This is a genomic window from Pseudomonas sp. S2_H10 (assembly GCF_054668285.1).
This window is the reverse complement of sequence record NZ_CP162754.1, coordinates 1,511,157-1,528,083: the sequence shown is the minus strand read 5'-3', so window position 1 is coordinate 1,528,083 and position 16,927 is coordinate 1,511,157. Positions and strand designations below refer to the sequence as shown.

17 protein-coding genes and 4 tRNA genes are annotated in these 16,927 nt (G+C 57.9%); 17 read left to right on the top strand and 4 right to left on the bottom strand.

What is annotated here, in order from left to right; translation table 11 throughout:
- Window positions 1–37 precede the first annotated feature (37 nt).
- Window positions 38–280, top strand: coding sequence for a hypothetical protein (locus AB4O16_RS06710; protein ID WP_160385804.1), 243 nt, complete (start codon window positions 38–40; stop codon window positions 278–280).
- Window positions 281–309: 29 nt separating this feature from the next.
- The gene (locus tag AB4O16_RS06705) at window positions 310–1,059 is read left to right on the top strand and encodes a TerC family protein (protein WP_253559782.1); all 750 of its coding nucleotides are present in this window, start codon (window positions 310–312) and stop codon (window positions 1,057–1,059) included.
- A gap of 70 nt (window positions 1,060–1,129) precedes the next feature.
- On the opposite strand, the gene AB4O16_RS06700 is transcribed toward AB4O16_RS06705, so the two are convergent.
- A complete protein-coding gene (locus tag AB4O16_RS06700) occupies window positions 1,130–1,291 on the bottom strand; it encodes a hypothetical protein (RefSeq protein ID WP_178120526.1) in 162 nt (53 codons plus the stop codon).
- 180 nt (window positions 1,292–1,471) lie between these two features.
- Here AB4O16_RS06700 and AB4O16_RS06695 point away from each other — a divergent pair, with 180 nt between their 5' ends.
- The 3 genes from AB4O16_RS06695 to AB4O16_RS06685 all read left to right on the top strand — a co-directional run bounded on the left by AB4O16_RS06695 (window position 1,472) and on the right by AB4O16_RS06685 (window position 2,740).
- Complete coding sequence (locus AB4O16_RS06695; protein WP_160385806.1) at window positions 1,472–2,206, top strand: peptidase C39 family protein; 735 nt, start codon at window positions 1,472–1,474, stop codon at window positions 2,204–2,206.
- Window positions 2,207–2,300: 94 nt separating this feature from the next.
- Complete coding sequence (locus tag AB4O16_RS06690; RefSeq protein WP_460157346.1) at window positions 2,301–2,507, top strand: DUF6021 family protein; 207 nt, start codon at window positions 2,301–2,303, stop codon at window positions 2,505–2,507.
- A 17-nt stretch (window positions 2,508–2,524) separates the two neighbouring features.
- A complete protein-coding gene (locus AB4O16_RS06685; RefSeq protein WP_150715922.1) occupies window positions 2,525–2,740 on the top strand; it encodes a hypothetical protein in 216 nt (71 codons plus the stop codon).
- 58 nt (window positions 2,741–2,798) lie between these two features.
- Here the strand turns inward: AB4O16_RS06685 and pbpG are convergent, their stop codons facing one another.
- Together pbpG and folD are read right to left on the bottom strand one after the other, a co-directional pair.
- Window positions 2,799–3,737, bottom strand: coding sequence for a D-alanyl-D-alanine endopeptidase (pbpG, locus tag AB4O16_RS06680; RefSeq protein WP_160385807.1), 939 nt, complete (start codon window positions 3,735–3,737; stop codon window positions 2,799–2,801).
- A gap of 238 nt (window positions 3,738–3,975) precedes the next feature.
- Window positions 3,976–4,830, bottom strand: a complete 855-nt coding sequence (gene folD / locus AB4O16_RS06675; protein WP_150715924.1) for a bifunctional methylenetetrahydrofolate dehydrogenase/methenyltetrahydrofolate cyclohydrolase FolD — start codon at window positions 4,828–4,830, stop codon at window positions 3,976–3,978.
- Window positions 4,831–5,104: 274 nt separating this feature from the next.
- Between folD and AB4O16_RS06670 the strand changes: the two genes are divergently transcribed.
- The 12 genes from AB4O16_RS06670 (at window position 5,105) to AB4O16_RS06615 (ending at window position 15,881) form a co-directional block, all read left to right on the top strand.
- Window positions 5,105–5,181: transfer RNA gene (locus tag AB4O16_RS06670), tRNA-Arg, on the top strand.
- Window positions 5,182–5,213: 32 nt separating this feature from the next.
- Window positions 5,214–5,289: transfer RNA gene (locus AB4O16_RS06665), tRNA-His, on the top strand.
- A 56-nt stretch (window positions 5,290–5,345) separates the two neighbouring features.
- Window positions 5,346–5,430: transfer RNA gene (locus AB4O16_RS06660), tRNA-Leu, on the top strand.
- 77 nt (window positions 5,431–5,507) lie between these two features.
- A tRNA-His gene (locus tag AB4O16_RS06655) sits at window positions 5,508–5,583 on the top strand.
- Window positions 5,584–5,969: 386 nt separating this feature from the next.
- Window positions 5,970–7,280 carry a trigger factor gene (tig, locus tag AB4O16_RS06650; RefSeq protein WP_460157345.1) on the top strand — a complete coding sequence of 437 codons (1,311 nt, stop codon included), beginning with the start codon at window positions 5,970–5,972 and terminating at the stop codon, window positions 7,278–7,280.
- Between the two features lie 93 nt (window positions 7,281–7,373).
- A complete protein-coding gene (clpP, locus tag AB4O16_RS06645) occupies window positions 7,374–8,009 on the top strand; it encodes an ATP-dependent Clp endopeptidase proteolytic subunit ClpP (protein ID WP_007970761.1) in 636 nt (211 codons plus the stop codon).
- Between the two features lie 111 nt (window positions 8,010–8,120).
- Window positions 8,121–9,404, top strand: a complete 1,284-nt coding sequence (clpX, locus tag AB4O16_RS06640; protein ID WP_007982210.1) for an ATP-dependent Clp protease ATP-binding subunit ClpX — start codon at window positions 8,121–8,123, stop codon at window positions 9,402–9,404.
- Between the two features lie 161 nt (window positions 9,405–9,565).
- Window positions 9,566–11,962, top strand: a complete 2,397-nt coding sequence (gene lon, locus AB4O16_RS06635) for an endopeptidase La (protein WP_150715926.1) — start codon at window positions 9,566–9,568, stop codon at window positions 11,960–11,962.
- A 149-nt stretch (window positions 11,963–12,111) separates the two neighbouring features.
- Window positions 12,112–12,384 (top strand): HU family DNA-binding protein, encoded by a 273-nt coding sequence (locus tag AB4O16_RS06630; protein WP_002552737.1) that lies wholly within the window; start codon window positions 12,112–12,114, stop codon window positions 12,382–12,384.
- A 233-nt stretch (window positions 12,385–12,617) separates the two neighbouring features.
- A complete protein-coding gene (locus tag AB4O16_RS06625; RefSeq protein WP_460157344.1) occupies window positions 12,618–14,489 on the top strand; it encodes a SurA N-terminal domain-containing protein in 1,872 nt (623 codons plus the stop codon).
- 203 nt (window positions 14,490–14,692) lie between these two features.
- Window positions 14,693–15,544 carry a DUF2242 domain-containing protein gene (locus AB4O16_RS06620; RefSeq protein WP_160385810.1) on the top strand — a complete coding sequence of 284 codons (852 nt, stop codon included), beginning with the start codon at window positions 14,693–14,695 and terminating at the stop codon, window positions 15,542–15,544.
- 154 nt (window positions 15,545–15,698) lie between these two features.
- Window positions 15,699–15,881, top strand: coding sequence for a hypothetical protein (locus tag AB4O16_RS06615; protein ID WP_178120525.1), 183 nt, complete (start codon window positions 15,699–15,701; stop codon window positions 15,879–15,881).
- Between the two features lie 3 nt (window positions 15,882–15,884).
- On the opposite strand, the gene AB4O16_RS06610 is transcribed toward AB4O16_RS06615, so the two are convergent.
- Entirely contained in the window at window positions 15,885–16,925 is a 1,041-nt protein-coding gene (locus tag AB4O16_RS06610) for an AraC family transcriptional regulator (protein WP_160385811.1), read from the bottom strand.
- Between the last annotated feature and the right edge of the window lie 2 nt (window positions 16,926–16,927).

Genomic DNA, 16,927 nt, shown 5'->3' with positions numbered 1-16,927 from the left:
TCGTTTCGGTCCCGTTTGTTCTATCGAGGAAAGCATCATGACGCTGAAAACCACGGCACTGCTGATTACGTCTTTACTGGTACTGGCCGGTTGCGACCAGGCCGAGAAAAGCGCGCAGCAATTGATGGGCAAGGCTGCCGAAAGCGCCAAACAGGCGATCGACGATACCCACAAGGCCGCCGAGCAAGCGCTCAGCGACGCCACCGGTGGGTTGATCAGCAAAAAAGAATCATCGGAACAAGAAACGGAAAAAACCGAATCTTCCTCCCAGGAAATCTAAACCGCATTACAACGAGTCAGGACTGACCCATGGATTACCTTTTACAACTTGCCGCCAGCCCCACCGCCTGGGTCGCCCTGGCCACCCTGATCGTGATGGAGATCGTGCTCGGCATCGATAACCTGATCTTCATCTCGATCCTGACCAACAAGCTGCCTTTGCACAATCGGCAGCGGGCACGGCGCATTGGTATCGGCATGGCGTTGATCCTGCGCCTGGGCTTGCTGAGCACCATCGCGTTCATCGTGCAGTTGACCGCGCCGGTGATCGAGATTCTCGGCCACGCGTTCTCCTGGAAAGACATGATCCTGATCGCCGGTGGCCTGTTCCTGTTGTGGAAGGCGACCACCGAGATCCATCACAGCATGGACCCGGCACCGGATGATCCGAAGACGGCGACCTCGACCGTGACCCTGGGCTTCGCTGCCGCGATCGGTCAGATCCTGATGCTGGACATGGTGTTCTCCATCGACAGCATCATTACCGCTGTCGGCATGACCGAGCATTTGCCGATCATGGTCATCGCAGTGGTGGTGTCGGTGCTGGTGATGTTGCTGGCAGCTGATCCGCTGGCCAAGTTCATCAACGACAACCCGACGGTGGTGATGCTGGCCTTGGGCTTCCTGATCATGATCGGCATGACGCTGATCGCCGAAGGCTTCGGCGCCCACGTACCGAAAGGCTACGTCTATGCGGCCATGGCATTCTCGGCTGCGATCGAGGTGTTGAACATGATGTCCCGCCGGGCCCGGCAGAAGCAGGTCAACGCTGACGCTTGACGGTAGATGAATGCGAAACGGCCGCCTGTACCCAGGCGGCCGTTTTCGTTTGTGCGAGGCAAAAAACTTGTCAGTGCGCGTTGGCGTGCGGGCTGGGCGTCTCTTCCGGCGCCGTTGCTGGCGGGGCAGGGTGATGGTGGCGGCGAGTAATGCGCAGTACGCCCCACAGCATGGCGGCGGCTACCGCCAGCCAGCCGCTTATCAACATCACAATGATCATGGTCAGGCTCATTTGTGCCTCCTCTTTGCCCTGCCGCGGGCACACACAGCTTCGCAGTTGCCTCGTTAGAGAACAGTCTAGCCTTTGCAGCATTTCAGGCTATTGACCGAAAGTCGGCAGCCACCAATCAGTTCGCTCTATCGAATGCACTCCACTGCTGTTTAGAGCTATACCGTAGGGGCGCGGCGACCTATGATCGACGACCCAGCCGGGAATGGGATTGCCTGGCGTCTGAACCTGAACAAGAGAGAGCGGATGGTGCGGGTATTTTCTCGAATTTTGTCGGCCATGCTGATAGCCGGTTGTGTTGCAGGTCTGGCGGGCTGCGCCGGGAGCGTTGCGCCCGAGATCAAGCGTTTGCCGGAGCGCGTCGAACTCAGCGGTCGATTCTACCGGGGCGAGGCCTATCAAAGCGGGCCGCAGGTATTGGCCAGCATGCTGTCCCAGCAGGGCATCGTGATTACCCCTGGCCTGCTCGACAAACCCTTGCATTTGCCGGGGGGTGAAGCGCAGTTGCAACAGAACATGCAGAACCTGGCCCGCGAGTACGGGATGGTCGTGTATCCCCTCGACAGCAATCTTGCGGCCTTGTTGACCCAGGTCGCCGCCGGTTACCCGGTGATGGTGCGCTTCACCGAGGGCTCGGCGATGTGGGCCGAACCGCGTTACGCCATTCTGGCCGGCTACAACCGCCAGAAGCAGACGGTTTTGCTGCGCGCCGGGATGAATCGCCGCGAACTGATGAGCTTCAGCGCCTTCGAGTCGGCGTTCAAGGAGGCCGGTGGTTGGGCGGTGCTGATCCAGAACCCGACGCAGATCCCCGCACAGGTCGATCAGCAGCGCTGGCTCAAGGCCGCCAACGATGTGGCCCAGGCCGGTCAGGAGCAAGCAGCGGCCAAGGCGAAAAAAGCCTTGGCCGCGCACTGAGTCCGTTGGTCACCCGACGGGCACCATCGCCCGTCGACAGCCTCTGATCTTTCAAGGCCCGTAACATCATCCGGGCCGCGATCAGGAGGCACCCATGGCTCATTCCCCTACGCCCGTCGGTCCCCACTCGTCTGAGCATTCGTCTGGCGATGAGCTGGGTTTCGATCCCGATTCCCCGGACCTTGCCGATCCTCAGGTCGACCCGATCGGGCCCGCCAAGGCACCGAGGGACGTGAAGCCGGGTGACAACCCCAAGGCTCCGGCCAAGCCCTACGATCCACTGGGTGATCTGAAACCTTAGGTCCAATGGAGGTGCGTATGTCTACTGATTCCAGTTTCGACGATAAACGTCCGGAAACCGTCCCCACTACCCCACAAGAGGACATCGACCCGGTGCTGGACCCGGACAGCCCGCTGCGTGATCCCCTGGCACGGCCGACAGTGGTGCCAACCGAGCATCCCCAGGGCTGGCGAGACCCGAGCAAAGGGGATGGCATCCCGGATGACGACCAGATGCCGCTGCCCAACGACTGACGTTGCGACGAAAAAAAAGCCCCGAATGTCCGGGGCTTTTTCATGCCTTTCAGCAAGGTTACTTCGACGCTTCAACCACGCCGCTCTGACGCTGCTTGAGGTTCTTGTCTGCCTTGTACTGCAAGGCCACGGAAGGCACGTCCGCGCTCTTTCCGCTCTCTACCCAATTTCGCATGCGCGTGGCATCGGCAAAATGGGTGTACTTGCCATAGGCGTCAAGGATCACCAGGGCCACCGGGCGGTTACCCATTCGGGTCACCAGCACCAGGCAGTGACCGGCTTCGTTGGTGAAACCGGTTTTCGTCAGCTGGATGTCCCAGTCCGGCTTGCGGACCAGATGGTCGGTGTTGCGGAAACCCAGGCTGTAGTTCGGTTTTCGGAACGAGACGGTTTTTTCCTTGGTCGTGCTCAGTTCGGTCAGCAGCGGGTATTTGTGCGCGGCGATCAACAGTTTGCTCAAGTCGCGAGCGGTCGACACGTTGCGCGGTGAAAGCCCGGTCGGTTCGACGAAGTGCGTGTTGGTCATGCCCAGTGCCCGGGCCTTGGCGTTCATTGCAGCAATGAACGCGGCATAGCCACCCGGATAGTGGTGCGCCAGAGTGGCGGCGGCGCGGTTTTCCGAGGACATCAGGGCAATCAGCAGCATTTCCCGGCGCGGCAGTTCGCTGCGCAGCTTGACCCGGGAGAACACACCTTTCATTTCCGGTGTGTCGCTGATGTTGACGTCGATGTATTCGTCCATGTTCTGCCGGGACTCAACCACGACCAGGCCCGTCATCAACTTGCTGACGGAAGCGATCGGCACCACCACGTCGGGATTGCTGGCATAGATGACTTTGTTGGTCTGCATGTCCAGCAGCAGGGAGCTGCCGGAAGCGAGCTTGAGTGACTTGGTATCTCGCGGCGCAGCGGTGGTTTCGCCAGCGCTGGCGATTGGCGTGATGAAAGTCCCTGCAACTGCAATAAATAGGCTCAGGATGGAAAGACGGATTTTCACGCTGGCAGACTCGTAAAGTGTTGATAAGCCGTTTTGTAACGGGCTGTTACCTGAAAAGCGCGACATTCTGGAGTATGGCTGAATAACTGTCGATGGTTGTTCAAGTAACAGGTGAAAGTCCTGAGAAACATGAAAAATAAGTCATTTTCCGTCGGGTGGTCGAGCTTGTTTCGCAGGCAAAAAGAACCCCGCCAAGGGGCGGGGTTCTTTGATTCGCTGCCGGCGGCTGCGGTGAAACTCAGCCGTGCAGGGTTTCGGCGGCGTACAGGGTGTTTTCCAGCAGGCAGGCACGGGTCATCGGGCCGACGCCACCCGGCACCGGAGTGATCCAGCCGGCGCGGGGCAGGGCGGTTTCGTAGATCACGTCGCCGACCAGCTTGCCGTCGTCCTGACGGTTGATGCCGACATCGATCACAATCGCGCCTTCCTTGATCCATTCGCCCTTGACCAGGCCCGGCTTGCCGGCGGCGACGACGACCAGGTCCGCACGGCCGACATGGCCCGCCAGGTCCTTGGTAAAGCGGTGGGTGACCGTCACGGTGCAACCGGCCAGCAACAATTCCATCGCCATCGGGCGGCCAACGATATTGGATGCTCCGACGACCACGGCATTCATCCCGTAAAGATCGGCACCGGTGCTTTCCAGCAGGGTCATGATGCCTTTGGGGGTGCATGGGCGCAGCAGTGGAATGCGCTGGGCCAGGCGACCGACGTTATAAGGATGGAACCCGTCGACATCTTTGTCCGGACGAATGCGCTCCAGCAGCTTGGAGGCGTCCAGGTGTTCGGGAAGCGGAAGCTGAAGCAGAACGCCGTCGATCGCCGGATCGTCGTTCAGGCGATCGATCAGCTCGGTCAGCGCTTCTTGAGTGGTTTCGGAAGGCAGGTCATAAGCTTGGGATAGAAAGCCGACCTCTTCACAGTCTTTACGCTTGTGCGAGACATAAACCTGAGAGGCAGGATCGCTGCCGACTAGGATCACCGCGAGGCCGGGCGTGCGCAGGCCTTGCTGGCGACGCTCGGTGACACGTTGGGCGATCTGCTGGCGCAGGCTGGCGGCGATCGATTTGCCGTCGATTAGTTGTGCAGTCATTGCGCGTGATTAACCATCGAGAGGGGAAAAAAAGAGAACGCATTCTCGCATGTCATGCGGTGAGGGCAAAGGCGCTTGGTCTGCAAATTCCCCTAACTCCTTTAATTAAATGAATTTTTTTTAAAAAGGATTTGACGACCTTCGGGGGGCTCTATACTATTCGTCGCACTTGTCGGGCACAGCCTAGCACTGGTTAAGAAGGTTGAGCGGGATTACGGTTCTGCAAGACTGGAAAGCACTTAGTTTGTAGTCCTCCAAGGGTACAGCTAACAAGGCGCCCGTAGCTCAGCTGGATAGAGCATCCGCCTTCTAAGCGGATGGTCGCAGGTTCGAGTCCTGCCGGGTGCGCCATTAGGCAGCTTTGGCACAAGTAACGCGATATGGTGGGCGTAGCTCAGTTGGTAGAGCACGGGATTGTGACTCCCGTTGTCGTGGGTTCGATCCCCATCGTCCACCCCATATTTCGAAAGGCGCCAGATTAACAGTCTGGCGCCTTTGCTTTAAAGGCTTCACCCGCGGATGTGGTGGAATTGGTAGACACACTGGATTTAGGTTCCAGCGCCGCGAGGCGTAAGAGTTCGAGTCTCTTCATCCGCACCAATTAAAGCTTCACTCAGGTCCTTGGCCTGGCTGAAGCTTGATAAAGAAGTTGTTTGGCTTCTTTAACAGGCAATATGGTGGGCGTAGCTCAGTTGGTAGAGCACGGGATTGTGACTCCCGTTGTCGTGGGTTCGATCCCCATCGTCCACCCCATATTTCGAAAGGCGCCAGATTGAAAAGTCTGGCGCCTTTTTTGTTTCGGCGGCCGCCGGTTGCGGGTCGCAGGGGCAGGGCGTTTCGTCGTATTTATGTTTCTCGATGATGCTGCCCTGTCCGCCGGTCTTGCGTGCGAGAACGGCTGTCGGGGAGATGATTGGCGACCTCTTCCATATAGAGAAAGGTCGGCGCAGAGCCCTGGCGTGATTGGTTGTATTTGCCATCGGGGCGAGGTGCATTCGTGCATTCGCACCTATAAATTGCCTGCTGTTTTTTTACCCGTTTTCAGTAGGGTGACTTCTTGAGTTTGACCCACTAGAATGCATGCCCTTGATTCTGGGGTCGGAAACGGCCGGCTAACGTCTGTGCAACGAGGAATATCCATGCAAGTTTCTGTTGAAAATACTACTGCTCTTGAGCGCCGCATGAGCGTCACCGTGCCGGCTGAGCGCATCGAGAGCCAGGTCAACAAGCGTCTGCAGCAGACCGCCCAAAAGGCCAAGATTGCTGGCTTCCGTCCAGGCAAAGTGCCAATGAGCGAAATCAAGCGCCGTTTCGGTGCCGACGCTCGCCAGGAAGCTGTAGGCGACGTGATCCAGTCTTCCTTCTACGAAGCTGTGGTTGAGCAGAAGCTGAACCCGGCTGGTCAGCCTTCGATCGAGCCAAAATCCCTGGAAGCTGGCAAGGACCTGGAATACGTAGCCGTATTCGAAGTGTTCCCTGAGTTCACCGTTGCCGGTTTCGAAGGCATTACCGTCGAGCGTCTGAGCGCCGACGTGACTGACGCCGATCTGGACAAGATGCTGGACATCCTGCGCAAGCAGAACACCCGTTTCGAAGTGGCTGATCGCGCTGCCCAGAACGAAGACCAGCTGAACATCGATTTCGTCGGCAAGGTCGACGGTGAAGTGTTCGCTGGTGGTTCCGCCAAGGGCACCCAGCTGGTTCTGGGTTCCGGTCGCATGATCCCTGGTTTCGAAGATGGCCTGGTTGGCGCCAAGGCCGGTGAAGAACGCGTTCTGAACCTGACCTTCCCAGAGGACTATCAGAACCTGGACCTGGCTGGCAAAACCGCCGAGTTCACCGTGACCGTCAACACTGTTTCCGAGCCAAAGCTGCCAGAACTGACTGAAGAATTCTTCGCTCAATTCGGCATCAAGGAAACCGGTCTGGAAGGCTTCCGCACCGAAGTTCGCAAGAACATGGAGCGCGAGCTGCGTCAGGCGATCAAATCCAAGGTCAAGAATCAGGTAATGGACGGTCTGCTGGCCACCAACCCGATCGAAGTGCCAAAGGCTCTGCTGTCCAACGAAGTTGACCGTCTGCGCGTGCAGGCTGTTCAGCAGTTCGGCGGCAACATCAAGCCTGACCAACTGCCGGCCGAGCTGTTCGAAGAACAAGCCAAGCGTCGCGTAGTGCTGGGCCTGATCGTGGCTGAAGTGGTCAAGCAGTTCGACCTCAAGCCTGACGAAACCCGCGTTCGCGAGATGATTCAGGAAATGGCTTCGGCCTACCAGGAGCCTGAGCAAGTTGTGTCCTGGTACTACAAAAACGACCAGCAACTGAACGAAGTTCGTTCGGTTGTGCTGGAAGAGCAAGTTGTGGATACTGTTCTGCAGAAAGCTAGCGTGACCGACAAATCGGTCTCTTACGAAGAAGCGGTCAAGCCGGTAGAAGCACCACAAGCCGACTGATCACTTTTGCGGTAAGAAGCACACACCATAAGCCAGCTCTCGAGCTGGCTTATGCGTATTCAAGACATAACTATTTGGGAGTGACTGCAGAGCATGTTCCGTAATTCCTATATTCAGCAGAACTCTGATATCCAGGCCGCAGGCGGCCTGGTCCCGATGGTTGTCGAGCAGTCCGCTCGTGGCGAGCGCGCCTACGACATCTACTCGCGCCTGCTCAAGGAGCGAGTGATCTTTCTGGTTGGCCCGGTAGAGGACTACATGGCCAACCTGATCTGTGCGCAACTGCTGTTCCTTGAAGCGGAAAACCCGGACAAGGACATCCATCTCTATATCAACTCCCCAGGCGGTTCGGTGACGGCGGGCATGTCGATCTACGACACCATGCAGTTCATCAAGCCCAACGTATCGACCACCTGTATCGGTCAGGCGTGCAGCATGGGCGCATTCCTGCTGACGGCCGGTGCCCAGGGCAAGCGTTACTGCCTGCCAAACTCGCGAGTGATGATTCACCAGCCACTGGGCGGTTTCCAGGGCCAGGCGTCGGATATCGAAATCCACGCCAAGGAAATCCTCTTCATTCGTGAGCGCCTCAACACGTTGATGGCCAAGCACAGCGGGCGCACCCTTGAAGAAATCGAGCGCGATACCAACCGCGACAACTTCATGAGTGCAGAGGCTGCGCGCGAGTACGGCTTGATCGACGAAGTGATCAGTCAGCGCCCTGCGTAAAATAAGCAGCTCAAAATAGGGTTGGTCGGCGCGTCCGACACCTGCGGGCTTGAAAAAGCCCGCAATAGCCTTCATCTTGTGTTGCAAGCCTATCGGATTTGGATCGAACGAATGACTGACACCCGCAACGGCGAGGACAACGGCAAGCTGCTCTATTGCTCCTTCTGTGGCAAAAGCCAGCATGAAGTGCGCAAATTGATTGCCGGCCCCTCGGTCTTTATCTGCGACGAGTGCGTCGACCTGTGCAATGACATCATCCGCGAGGAGGTGCAGGAAGCACAGGCCGAGAGCAGCGCGCATAAATTGCCTTCGCCTAAAGAAATCAGCGGCATCCTTGATCAGTATGTGATTGGTCAGGAGCGTGCGAAAAAGGTTCTGGCCGTAGCGGTGTACAACCACTACAAACGTCTGAACCAGCGCGACAAAAAGAATGACGACGTCGAACTCGGCAAGAGCAACATCCTGCTGATCGGCCCGACAGGCTCGGGTAAAACCCTGCTTGCCGAAACACTGGCCCGCTTGCTGAACGTTCCGTTCACCATCGCTGACGCAACCACCCTCACCGAGGCGGGTTACGTGGGTGAGGATGTCGAGAACATCATTCAGAAGCTGCTGCAGAAATGCGATTACGACGTGGAAAAGGCCCAGATGGGCATTGTCTACATCGATGAAATCGACAAGATTTCGCGCAAGTCCGACAACCCGTCGATCACCCGGGATGTTTCCGGTGAGGGCGTGCAGCAAGCCCTGCTCAAGTTGATCGAAGGCACGGTCGCTTCCGTTCCGCCTCAAGGTGGTCGCAAGCATCCGCAGCAGGAATTCCTGCAGGTCGACACCCGTAACATCCTGTTCATCTGCGGTGGTGCGTTCTCCGGTCTGGAAAAGGTTATTCAAAACCGTTCCACCAAGGGCGGCATCGGTTTCAACGCGGAAGTGCGCAGCAAGGAAGAAGGCAAGAAAGTCGGTGAATCCCTGCGTGAAGTCGAGCCTGACGATCTGGTCAAGTTCGGTCTGATCCCGGAATTCGTCGGTCGTCTGCCGGTACTTGCGACGCTGGACGAGCTTGACGAGGCTGCGTTGATGCAGATCCTCACCGAGCCGAAAAATGCCCTGACCAAGCAGTATGCCAAGCTGTTCGAGATGGAAGGCGTTGATCTGGAATTCCGTTCCGACGCTCTGAAATCGGTCGCCAAGCGTGCCCTGGAGCGTAAAACCGGTGCCCGTGGCCTGCGTTCGATTCTCGAAGGTGTATTGCTCGACACTATGTATGAAATCCCCTCGCAATCGGAGGTGAGCAAAGTAGTGATCGATGAAAGCGTGATAGAAGGCAAGTCCAAGCCACTGTATATCTACGAAAACAGTGAGCCGACCGCCAAGGCCGCGCCAGACGCCTAAGCGTCACGCAGCTTGAACAAAGAAGGGGCCTTCGGGCCCCTTTTCTTTTCGTGTGTTTTAACCCTGTCTTTGCGCTTGTTTTTTTTCAAGGCAGCCCCCATCTTGGTTTCAAGCTTACTTCCATCTGTTTACGGCCTTATGGCCGCCGTAGAGGCGAAATCATGAAGACAACCATCGAATTGCCTCTCCTGCCATTGCGTGATGTCGTGGTTTATCCGCACATGGTTATCCCGCTGTTCGTGGGGCGCGAGAAATCCATCGAAGCCCTCGAGGCTGCGATGACGGGTGACAAGCAGATTCTTCTGCTGGCCCAGAGAAACCCGGCTGACGACGATCCCGGCGAAGATGCCCTGTATCGCGTTGGTACGATTGCCACCGTTCTGCAGCTGCTGAAGCTGCCTGACGGCACCGTCAAGGTTCTGGTCGAGGGCGAGCAGCGCGGCGCCGTCGAGCGCTTCATTGAAGTGGACGGCCACTGCCGTGCCGAAGTCTCCCTGATCGACGAAGTGGACGCACCAGAGCGCGAGTCGGAAGTGTTCGTGCGCAGCCTACTGTCCCAGTTCGAGCAATATGTGCAGTTGGGCAAGAAAGTCCCGGCTGAAGTCCTGTCGTCGCTCAACAGCATCGACGAGCCAGGCCGCCTGGTGGATACCATGGCCGCGCACATGGCGCTGAAGATCGAGCAGAAGCAGGAAATCCTCGAAATCATCGATTTGTCGGCCCGGGTCGAGCACGTTCTGGCGTTGCTGGATGCCGAGATCGATCTGCTGCAAGTCGAAAAACGCATTCGCGGTCGCGTCAAAAAGCAAATGGAGCGCAGTCAGCGCGAGTACTACCTGAACGAGCAGATGAAGGCCATTCAGAAAGAGCTCGGCGACAGCGACGAGGGTCACAACGAAGTCGAAGAGCTGAAAAAGCGTATCGATGCCGCCGGCCTGCCGAAAGACGCGCTGGCCAAGGCCACGGCCGAGCTGAACAAGCTCAAGCAAATGTCGCCGATGTCTGCCGAAGCGACCGTGGTGCGTTCGTACATCGACTGGCTGGTTCAGGTGCCGTGGAAGGCCCAGAGCAAGGTGCGCCTGGATCTGGCGCGTGCCGAAGACATTCTTGATGCCGATCACTACGGCCTCGAAGAGGTCAAGGAACGCATCCTTGAATACCTCGCCGTGCAAAAACGCGTGAAGAAGATTCGTGGTCCGGTGTTGTGCCTGGTCGGTCCTCCAGGGGTGGGCAAGACCTCCCTGGCGGAGTCGATCGCGCACGCCACCAACCGCAAATTCGTGCGCATGGCCCTCGGCGGCGTGCGTGATGAAGCGGAAATTCGTGGTCATCGCCGTACTTACATCGGTTCGATGCCAGGAAGATTGATTCAAAAGATGACAAAAGTGGGTGTCCGCAACCCGCTGTTCCTGCTCGATGAAATCGACAAAATGGGCAGCGACATGCGTGGCGATCCGGCATCGGCGTTGCTGGAAGTGCTCGATCCGGAGCAGAACCACAACTTCAACGATCACTATCTGGAAGTCGATTACGACCTGTCCGATGTGATGTTCCTGTGCACCTCGAACTCGATGAACATCCCGCCGGCATTGCTGGACCGGATGGAAGTGATTCGCCTGCCGGGCTACACCGAAGACGAAAAGATCAACATCGCCGTCAAGTACCTTTCGCCGAAGCAGATCACTGCCAACGGTTTGAAGAAAGGCGAGCTGGAATTCGACGCCGAAGCGATCCGCGATATCATCCGTTACTACACCCGCGAAGCCGGTGTGCGTGGGCTGGAACGCCAGATTGCCAAGGTTTGCCGCAAGGCGGTTAAAGAGCATGCGCTGGAAAAACGCTTCTCGGTGAAGGTCACTGTCGACGATCTGGAACATTACCTCGGCGTGCGTAAATTCCGTTACGGCCTGGCCGAGCAGCAGGATCAGATCGGTCAGGTGACCGGGCTGGCGTGGACTCAGGTGGGCGGCGAACTGCTGACCATCGAAGCCGCTGTGGTGCCGGGCAAGGGCCAGTTGATCAAGACCGGTTCCCTGGGTGATGTGATGGTCGAGTCGATCACCGCAGCCTTGACCGTCGTTCGTAGCCGGGCGAAGAGCCTGGGGATTCCCCTGGACTTCCATGAGAAGCGCGACACGCATATCCATATGCCAGAAGGGGCGACCCCGAAAGACGGCCCCAGCGCGGGTGTAGGCATGTGCACGGCCCTTGTTTCGGCCTTGACCGGCATTCCGGTGCGCGCGGATGTTGCCATGACCGGCGAAATCACTTTGCGTGGCCAGGTGCTGGCGATTGGCGGTTTGAAAGAAAAACTGCTGGCTGCCCACCGTGGCGGAATCAAGACGGTGATCATTCCTGAAGAGAATGTGCGCGATCTCAAAGAGATTCCGGACAATATCAAGCAGGATCTACAGATTAAACCGGTTAAATGGATTGACGAGGTCCTGCAAATTGCGTTGCAATACGCGCCGGAGCCCTTGCCGGACGTGGCTCCGGAGATAGTCGCGAAGGATGAGAAACGCGACGCGGATTCTAAGGAAAGAATTAGCACGCATTAGTACGTATTTGCCTGGGGGGCTTCCTTGACAGTTTTTTAGAGCCCTTGTTATAAAGCGGCTCTTAAGTGTCTGTAGGCCATTCAGCACTCGTTTTTGCTTTAACCAAAAAAACTTAGAATCATACTCAAATAGATATAAGGGGACTTAGAGTGAACAAGTCGGAACTGATTGATGCTATCGCTGCATCCGCTGATATCCCGAAAGCTGCTGCTGGCCGTGCGCTGGACGCTGTAATCGAATCCGTCACTGGCGCTCTCAAGGCTGGCGACTCTGTTGTTCTGGTTGGTTTCGGTACTTTCTCCGTCACCGATCGTCCAGCTCGCATTGGTCGTAACCCACAGACCGGTAAGACGCTGGAAATCGCAGCAGCCAAAAAACCAGGTTTCAAAGCCGGTAAAGCACTGAAAGAAGCTGTCAACTAAGTTCGATTCAGGTTTTTACCCATCCGGGTCGGGGTCATGCCTGACTTGGCAGCGGAGCGGCAGTCCTGACTGCAGGTCGCCGGTTCAAGACACCGAGGGTCGCCAGTTCGAGCCCTCGATCCGCTCCGCCAGTTACGAGAAGGCGCATCCTCGGATGCGCCTTTCTTCTATCCGGATTCTACCCACGCTCCACGGTTGCCTAATTTTGAAGTTCAACCGTTTCTGGGGGACGCATGCTGCAGAATATCAGGGACAATTCACAAGGCTGGATTGCCAAGACTATTATCGGGGTCATCGTTGCACTGATGGCCTTGACCGGTTTCGACGCCATTTTTCAGGCCACGACGCACAAGAATGACGCGGCGAAGGTCAATGGTGAAGAAATCAGCCAGAACGAGCTGAGCCAGGCGGTCGATATGCAACGCCGCCAGCTCATGCAACAGCTGGGCAAGGATTTCGATGCTTCCTTGCTGGACGAGAAAATGTTGCGCGAATCGGCTCTCAAGGGCCTGATCGATCGCAAGCTGCTGCTGCAAGGCGCAGAACAATCGAAATTCGCTTTTTCCGAAGCGGCACTTGATCAGGTCATCCTGCAAACACCAGAGTTTCAGGTTGACGGCAAGTTCAGCCCCGAGCGTTTCGACCAAGTGATTCGCCAACTCGGCTATAGCCGCATGCAATTCCGCCAGATGCTGGCCCAGGAAATGCTGATCGGTCAGCTGCGCGCCGGCCTGGCGGGCAGCGGTTTCGTGACCGATGCGCAAGTGCTGGCATTTGCCCGTCTGGAAAAACAGACCCGCGATTTCGCCTCGCTGAACATCAAGGCTGACCCGGCGGCTGTGAAGCTGACCGACGAAGAGGTCAAAGCCTATTACGACGAACACGCCAAGGAGTTCATGACCCCGGACCAGGTGGTCATCGATTACCTCGAGCTGAAGAAGGCTTCCTTCTTCGATCAGGTCAGCGTCAACGACGAAGACCTGCAAGCGGCCTATCAGAAAGAAATCGCGAACCTGTCCGAGCAACGCCGGGCTGCGCACATTCTGATTGAAGTGAACGACAAGACCACCGAGGCGCAGGCCAAGGCGAAGATTGACGAGATCCAGGCCCGTCTGGCCAAGGGTGAGCAGTTCGAGGCGCTGGCCAAGGAGTTCTCCCAGGATCCGGGTTCGGCGAACAACGGCGGCGACCTCGGTTATGCCGGTCCTGGCGTCTACGACCCGGCGTTCGAAAAAGCCCTGTATGCGTTGACCAAGGATCAGGTATCCGCACCGGTTCGCACTGATTTCGGTTTCCACCTGATCAAGCTGTTGGGTGTGGAAGCACCTGAAGTGCCAACCTTCGCCAGCCTGAAAGACAAGCTGACCCGTGCTCTGAAAACCCAGCAGGTCGAGCAGCGTTTCGTCGAGGCGAGCAAGCAACTGGAAGACGCGTCGTTCGAAGCGTCCGATCTGGCTCAGCCGGCGCAGGACCTGAAACTGACCGTGCAGACGTCCAAGCCGTTCGGCCGTGAAGGTGGCGAGGGTATTGCAGCCAATCGTGCCGTGATCACTGCCGCGTTCAGCCCTGAAGTGCTGGATGAGGGTGCCAACAGCACCGCCATCGAGCTCGATCCGGAAACCGTGGTCGTGTTGCGTGCCAAGGAGCACCTGAAGCCTTCGCAACTGCCGCTGGAAAGCGTTGATGGCCCGATCCGTGCGCAACTGGCCAAGGAACACGCCAGCGCCGAAGCCAAGACCAAGGCTGAAGCCCTGATCGCTGGCCTGCGCGATGGCAAGACCCCGCTGGATCAGGCGGTCGACGGTCAGGCCTGGAAAGTCACCGAAGCGGCGACCCGCGCTCAGGAAGGGGGTGACCCAGCCGTGCTGCAAGCGCTGTTCCGCATGGCCAAGCCTGCGGCCAAGGACAAGCCGACCTTCACCAGCGTCACGCTGGCGGATGGCAGCCTGATGATCGTGCGTCTCAATGGCGTGAACGAAGCTGCGGCACCGACTGACGAAGAGAAAGCGCAGTATCGTCGCTACCTCGCTTCGCGCATCGGCCAGCAAGACTTTGCGGCGTATCGCAAACAGCTGGAAAGCCAGGCGGACATCAAGAAGTTCTGATGCCTGACCAGGTTTGACGCTGCACAGGAGACCCCGGCCGAAACGCCGGGGTCTTTTTGTTTGGCCGTACGTCATTAGCCGCGGTGACTTTTGCGCAAAACCGGGGTCAATCAGCCTGTAACCGTTTTAAGACACAATCGATGCTCCGCTAAGCATCGATCTGTTGCACAATATGCCCCGAACCGTTTTCCTCAGGATGTTCAATGTTTAAATCACTTCCCATGCGGGTTGTCGGGATGGCAGCCGTGCTCGCCATCGCGGCTGGTTGTTCATCGAACAAAAGCGCCATCTACGAGCATGAGAACTTCGACGATTCCGGCACCTTCTCGCGCAACTATCCGGTCACCGATGCCCAGAGTTGTGAAGCCGTCCGTCGCGCCCTGCTCAGCCAGGGCTACATCATCACCAGCAACGATTCGAAGCTGGTCAGCGGTCACAAGAGCTTCCAGCAAACCGGGGAAAACCACATGGAGATCAGCTTCAGTGTGGTCTGTGCCGATGACGGCAGCGAAGGGCATCACGCAACCGTGTTTGCCAACGCCCTGCAGGATCGTTATGCGCTGAAGAAAACCAACAACTCCGCCAGTCTCGGTGTGGGTGTGCTGGGCTCGGTGTCGATGCCGATCGGTTCATCGGACGATTCGATGGTCAAGGTCGCCAGCGAGACTGTATCGTCGGCCAAGTTCTACGAGCGTTTCTTCGCACTGGTCGAGCTGTTCCTGCCGCCGGAAGCGAAAAAGGCCGCGCACATCACCGAAAAACCGAAAACCGACCTGGGCATGCCTGAAGTCAAGGCGGCACCGGCACCGCTCGCGCCTGCCCCCGTAGCGGCACCCACCTCGGAGCCTGCTGCCGCTGTGGTTGCGCCTGCACCTGTTGAAGTAGCACCTGCGGCCTCCGAACCGCTTGCCCCACCGCCCGAAGCGGCGCCGATCACTCCGGCCGAGAGTGCAGAGCCTGCACAGTCCTCGGAGATCATCACGCCACCGTCGAACCCGAGTGACTTGCCGCCGCCGAGCGAACCCATTCCGGCGATGCCTGTCTCCGGCCAGTGAAGGCGACAGCACAGGATCGGATGAGCCGATCCTGCGAGCGCCCCACTGATTGACCTGCATCAGGCAAGTCCGCTGTTCTGCGGTTTCCCGCAAAAAAAACCGATGATAAATTCCTGACCAGCTGCTACGTTTTATTCAGTAGCGACGGAGTGTCGTGCCCGCGTCATTTTTCTTTCACACGGGCACTTTATTCTCAGGGGACAGGTCATTTATTCAGGCGTTTTTTCAAGACGGGTTGGGGGATTCAAAAATGGACGATTATCAAGAAGAGCTGCTCGAGTATCAGGCGTTCGAACTGGACCCACTGGAGCCTGCGGAAGACGCCACCGAGCTTTGAGCGTCAGGCGGATTGGCGATGGCTGCGGCGAAATTCGCCGGGTGTCTGCCCGTTCCAGCGTTTGAATGCGCGTTGAAACGCCTCGGCTGAGGCAAAGCCCAGCAGGTAGGCGATCTCTCCGAACGCCAGTTCCGTGTCGCGTATGTACGTCATGGCCAGGTCGCGTCGGGTGTCGTTGAGAATCGCACGAAATTGCGTGCCTTCTTCGACGAGCCGGCGGCGCAAGGTCCAGGTCGGCAGCTTCAGGCGCGCCGCCACCTCTTGCAGGTCGGGCTCCCGGCCACCGTTGAGCAAGGGTCCCAGCAGCGCAATGATCCGCTCACGCAGGCTGCGGGTGCGTGTCAGTCGTTCCAGCTCCTGCTCACACAGTTGCAGCAAATGCCGCCAGGTGCTCGGGCAATGCTCGGCGTTGCGCTGGGCAAGACTGGCCAGGCTCAAGCGCAGTTGATTGCGTTCGCTACCAAACTGAATCGGACAGTCCCCCAAAACATCATAGGCCGAGCGGTAACCGGGTTCTTCGAATTCGATCTCGATACGTTCGGCGCGCAGCGGGACAGGGCTGACACTGGATAACTGCTGCAGCCAGCCGGCGACGATCGAGTCCACCACGAAGCGGTTGTAGGCGTTGTAGGGGCTGATCGAATAGAAACGCAGCCACGCGCCCCGGGCGTCTTCGTGAAAGCTGGATTGACCGCGATAGTTCGAGCCATACAAGGCTTCGAATCTAATCAGACAGCGCGCGGCCTCTCGGACTGTCGGTGCCTGGGCGGCGGTGACGCCTGCGAGGCCGATCTGGCTCAGGCGACTGAGCTGACCCATGCGCAAGCCCAGGGCCGGGTTGTCGGTCAGTTGAATGGCGCTGTGACCCAGGCGCATGTAGCGCGGTATCGACAGTCTGGCACCGGCCTCGCTCAGTCGCGCGGCATCGAGACCGTATTGATCGAGCAGTGGTTGCGGATCGATGCCATGACTGCGCACGGCATCGGCCAGGCTATGGACAAAACCCACCGACAGATCGCCCAGGCGCATGGGCTGCGGTTTCATGG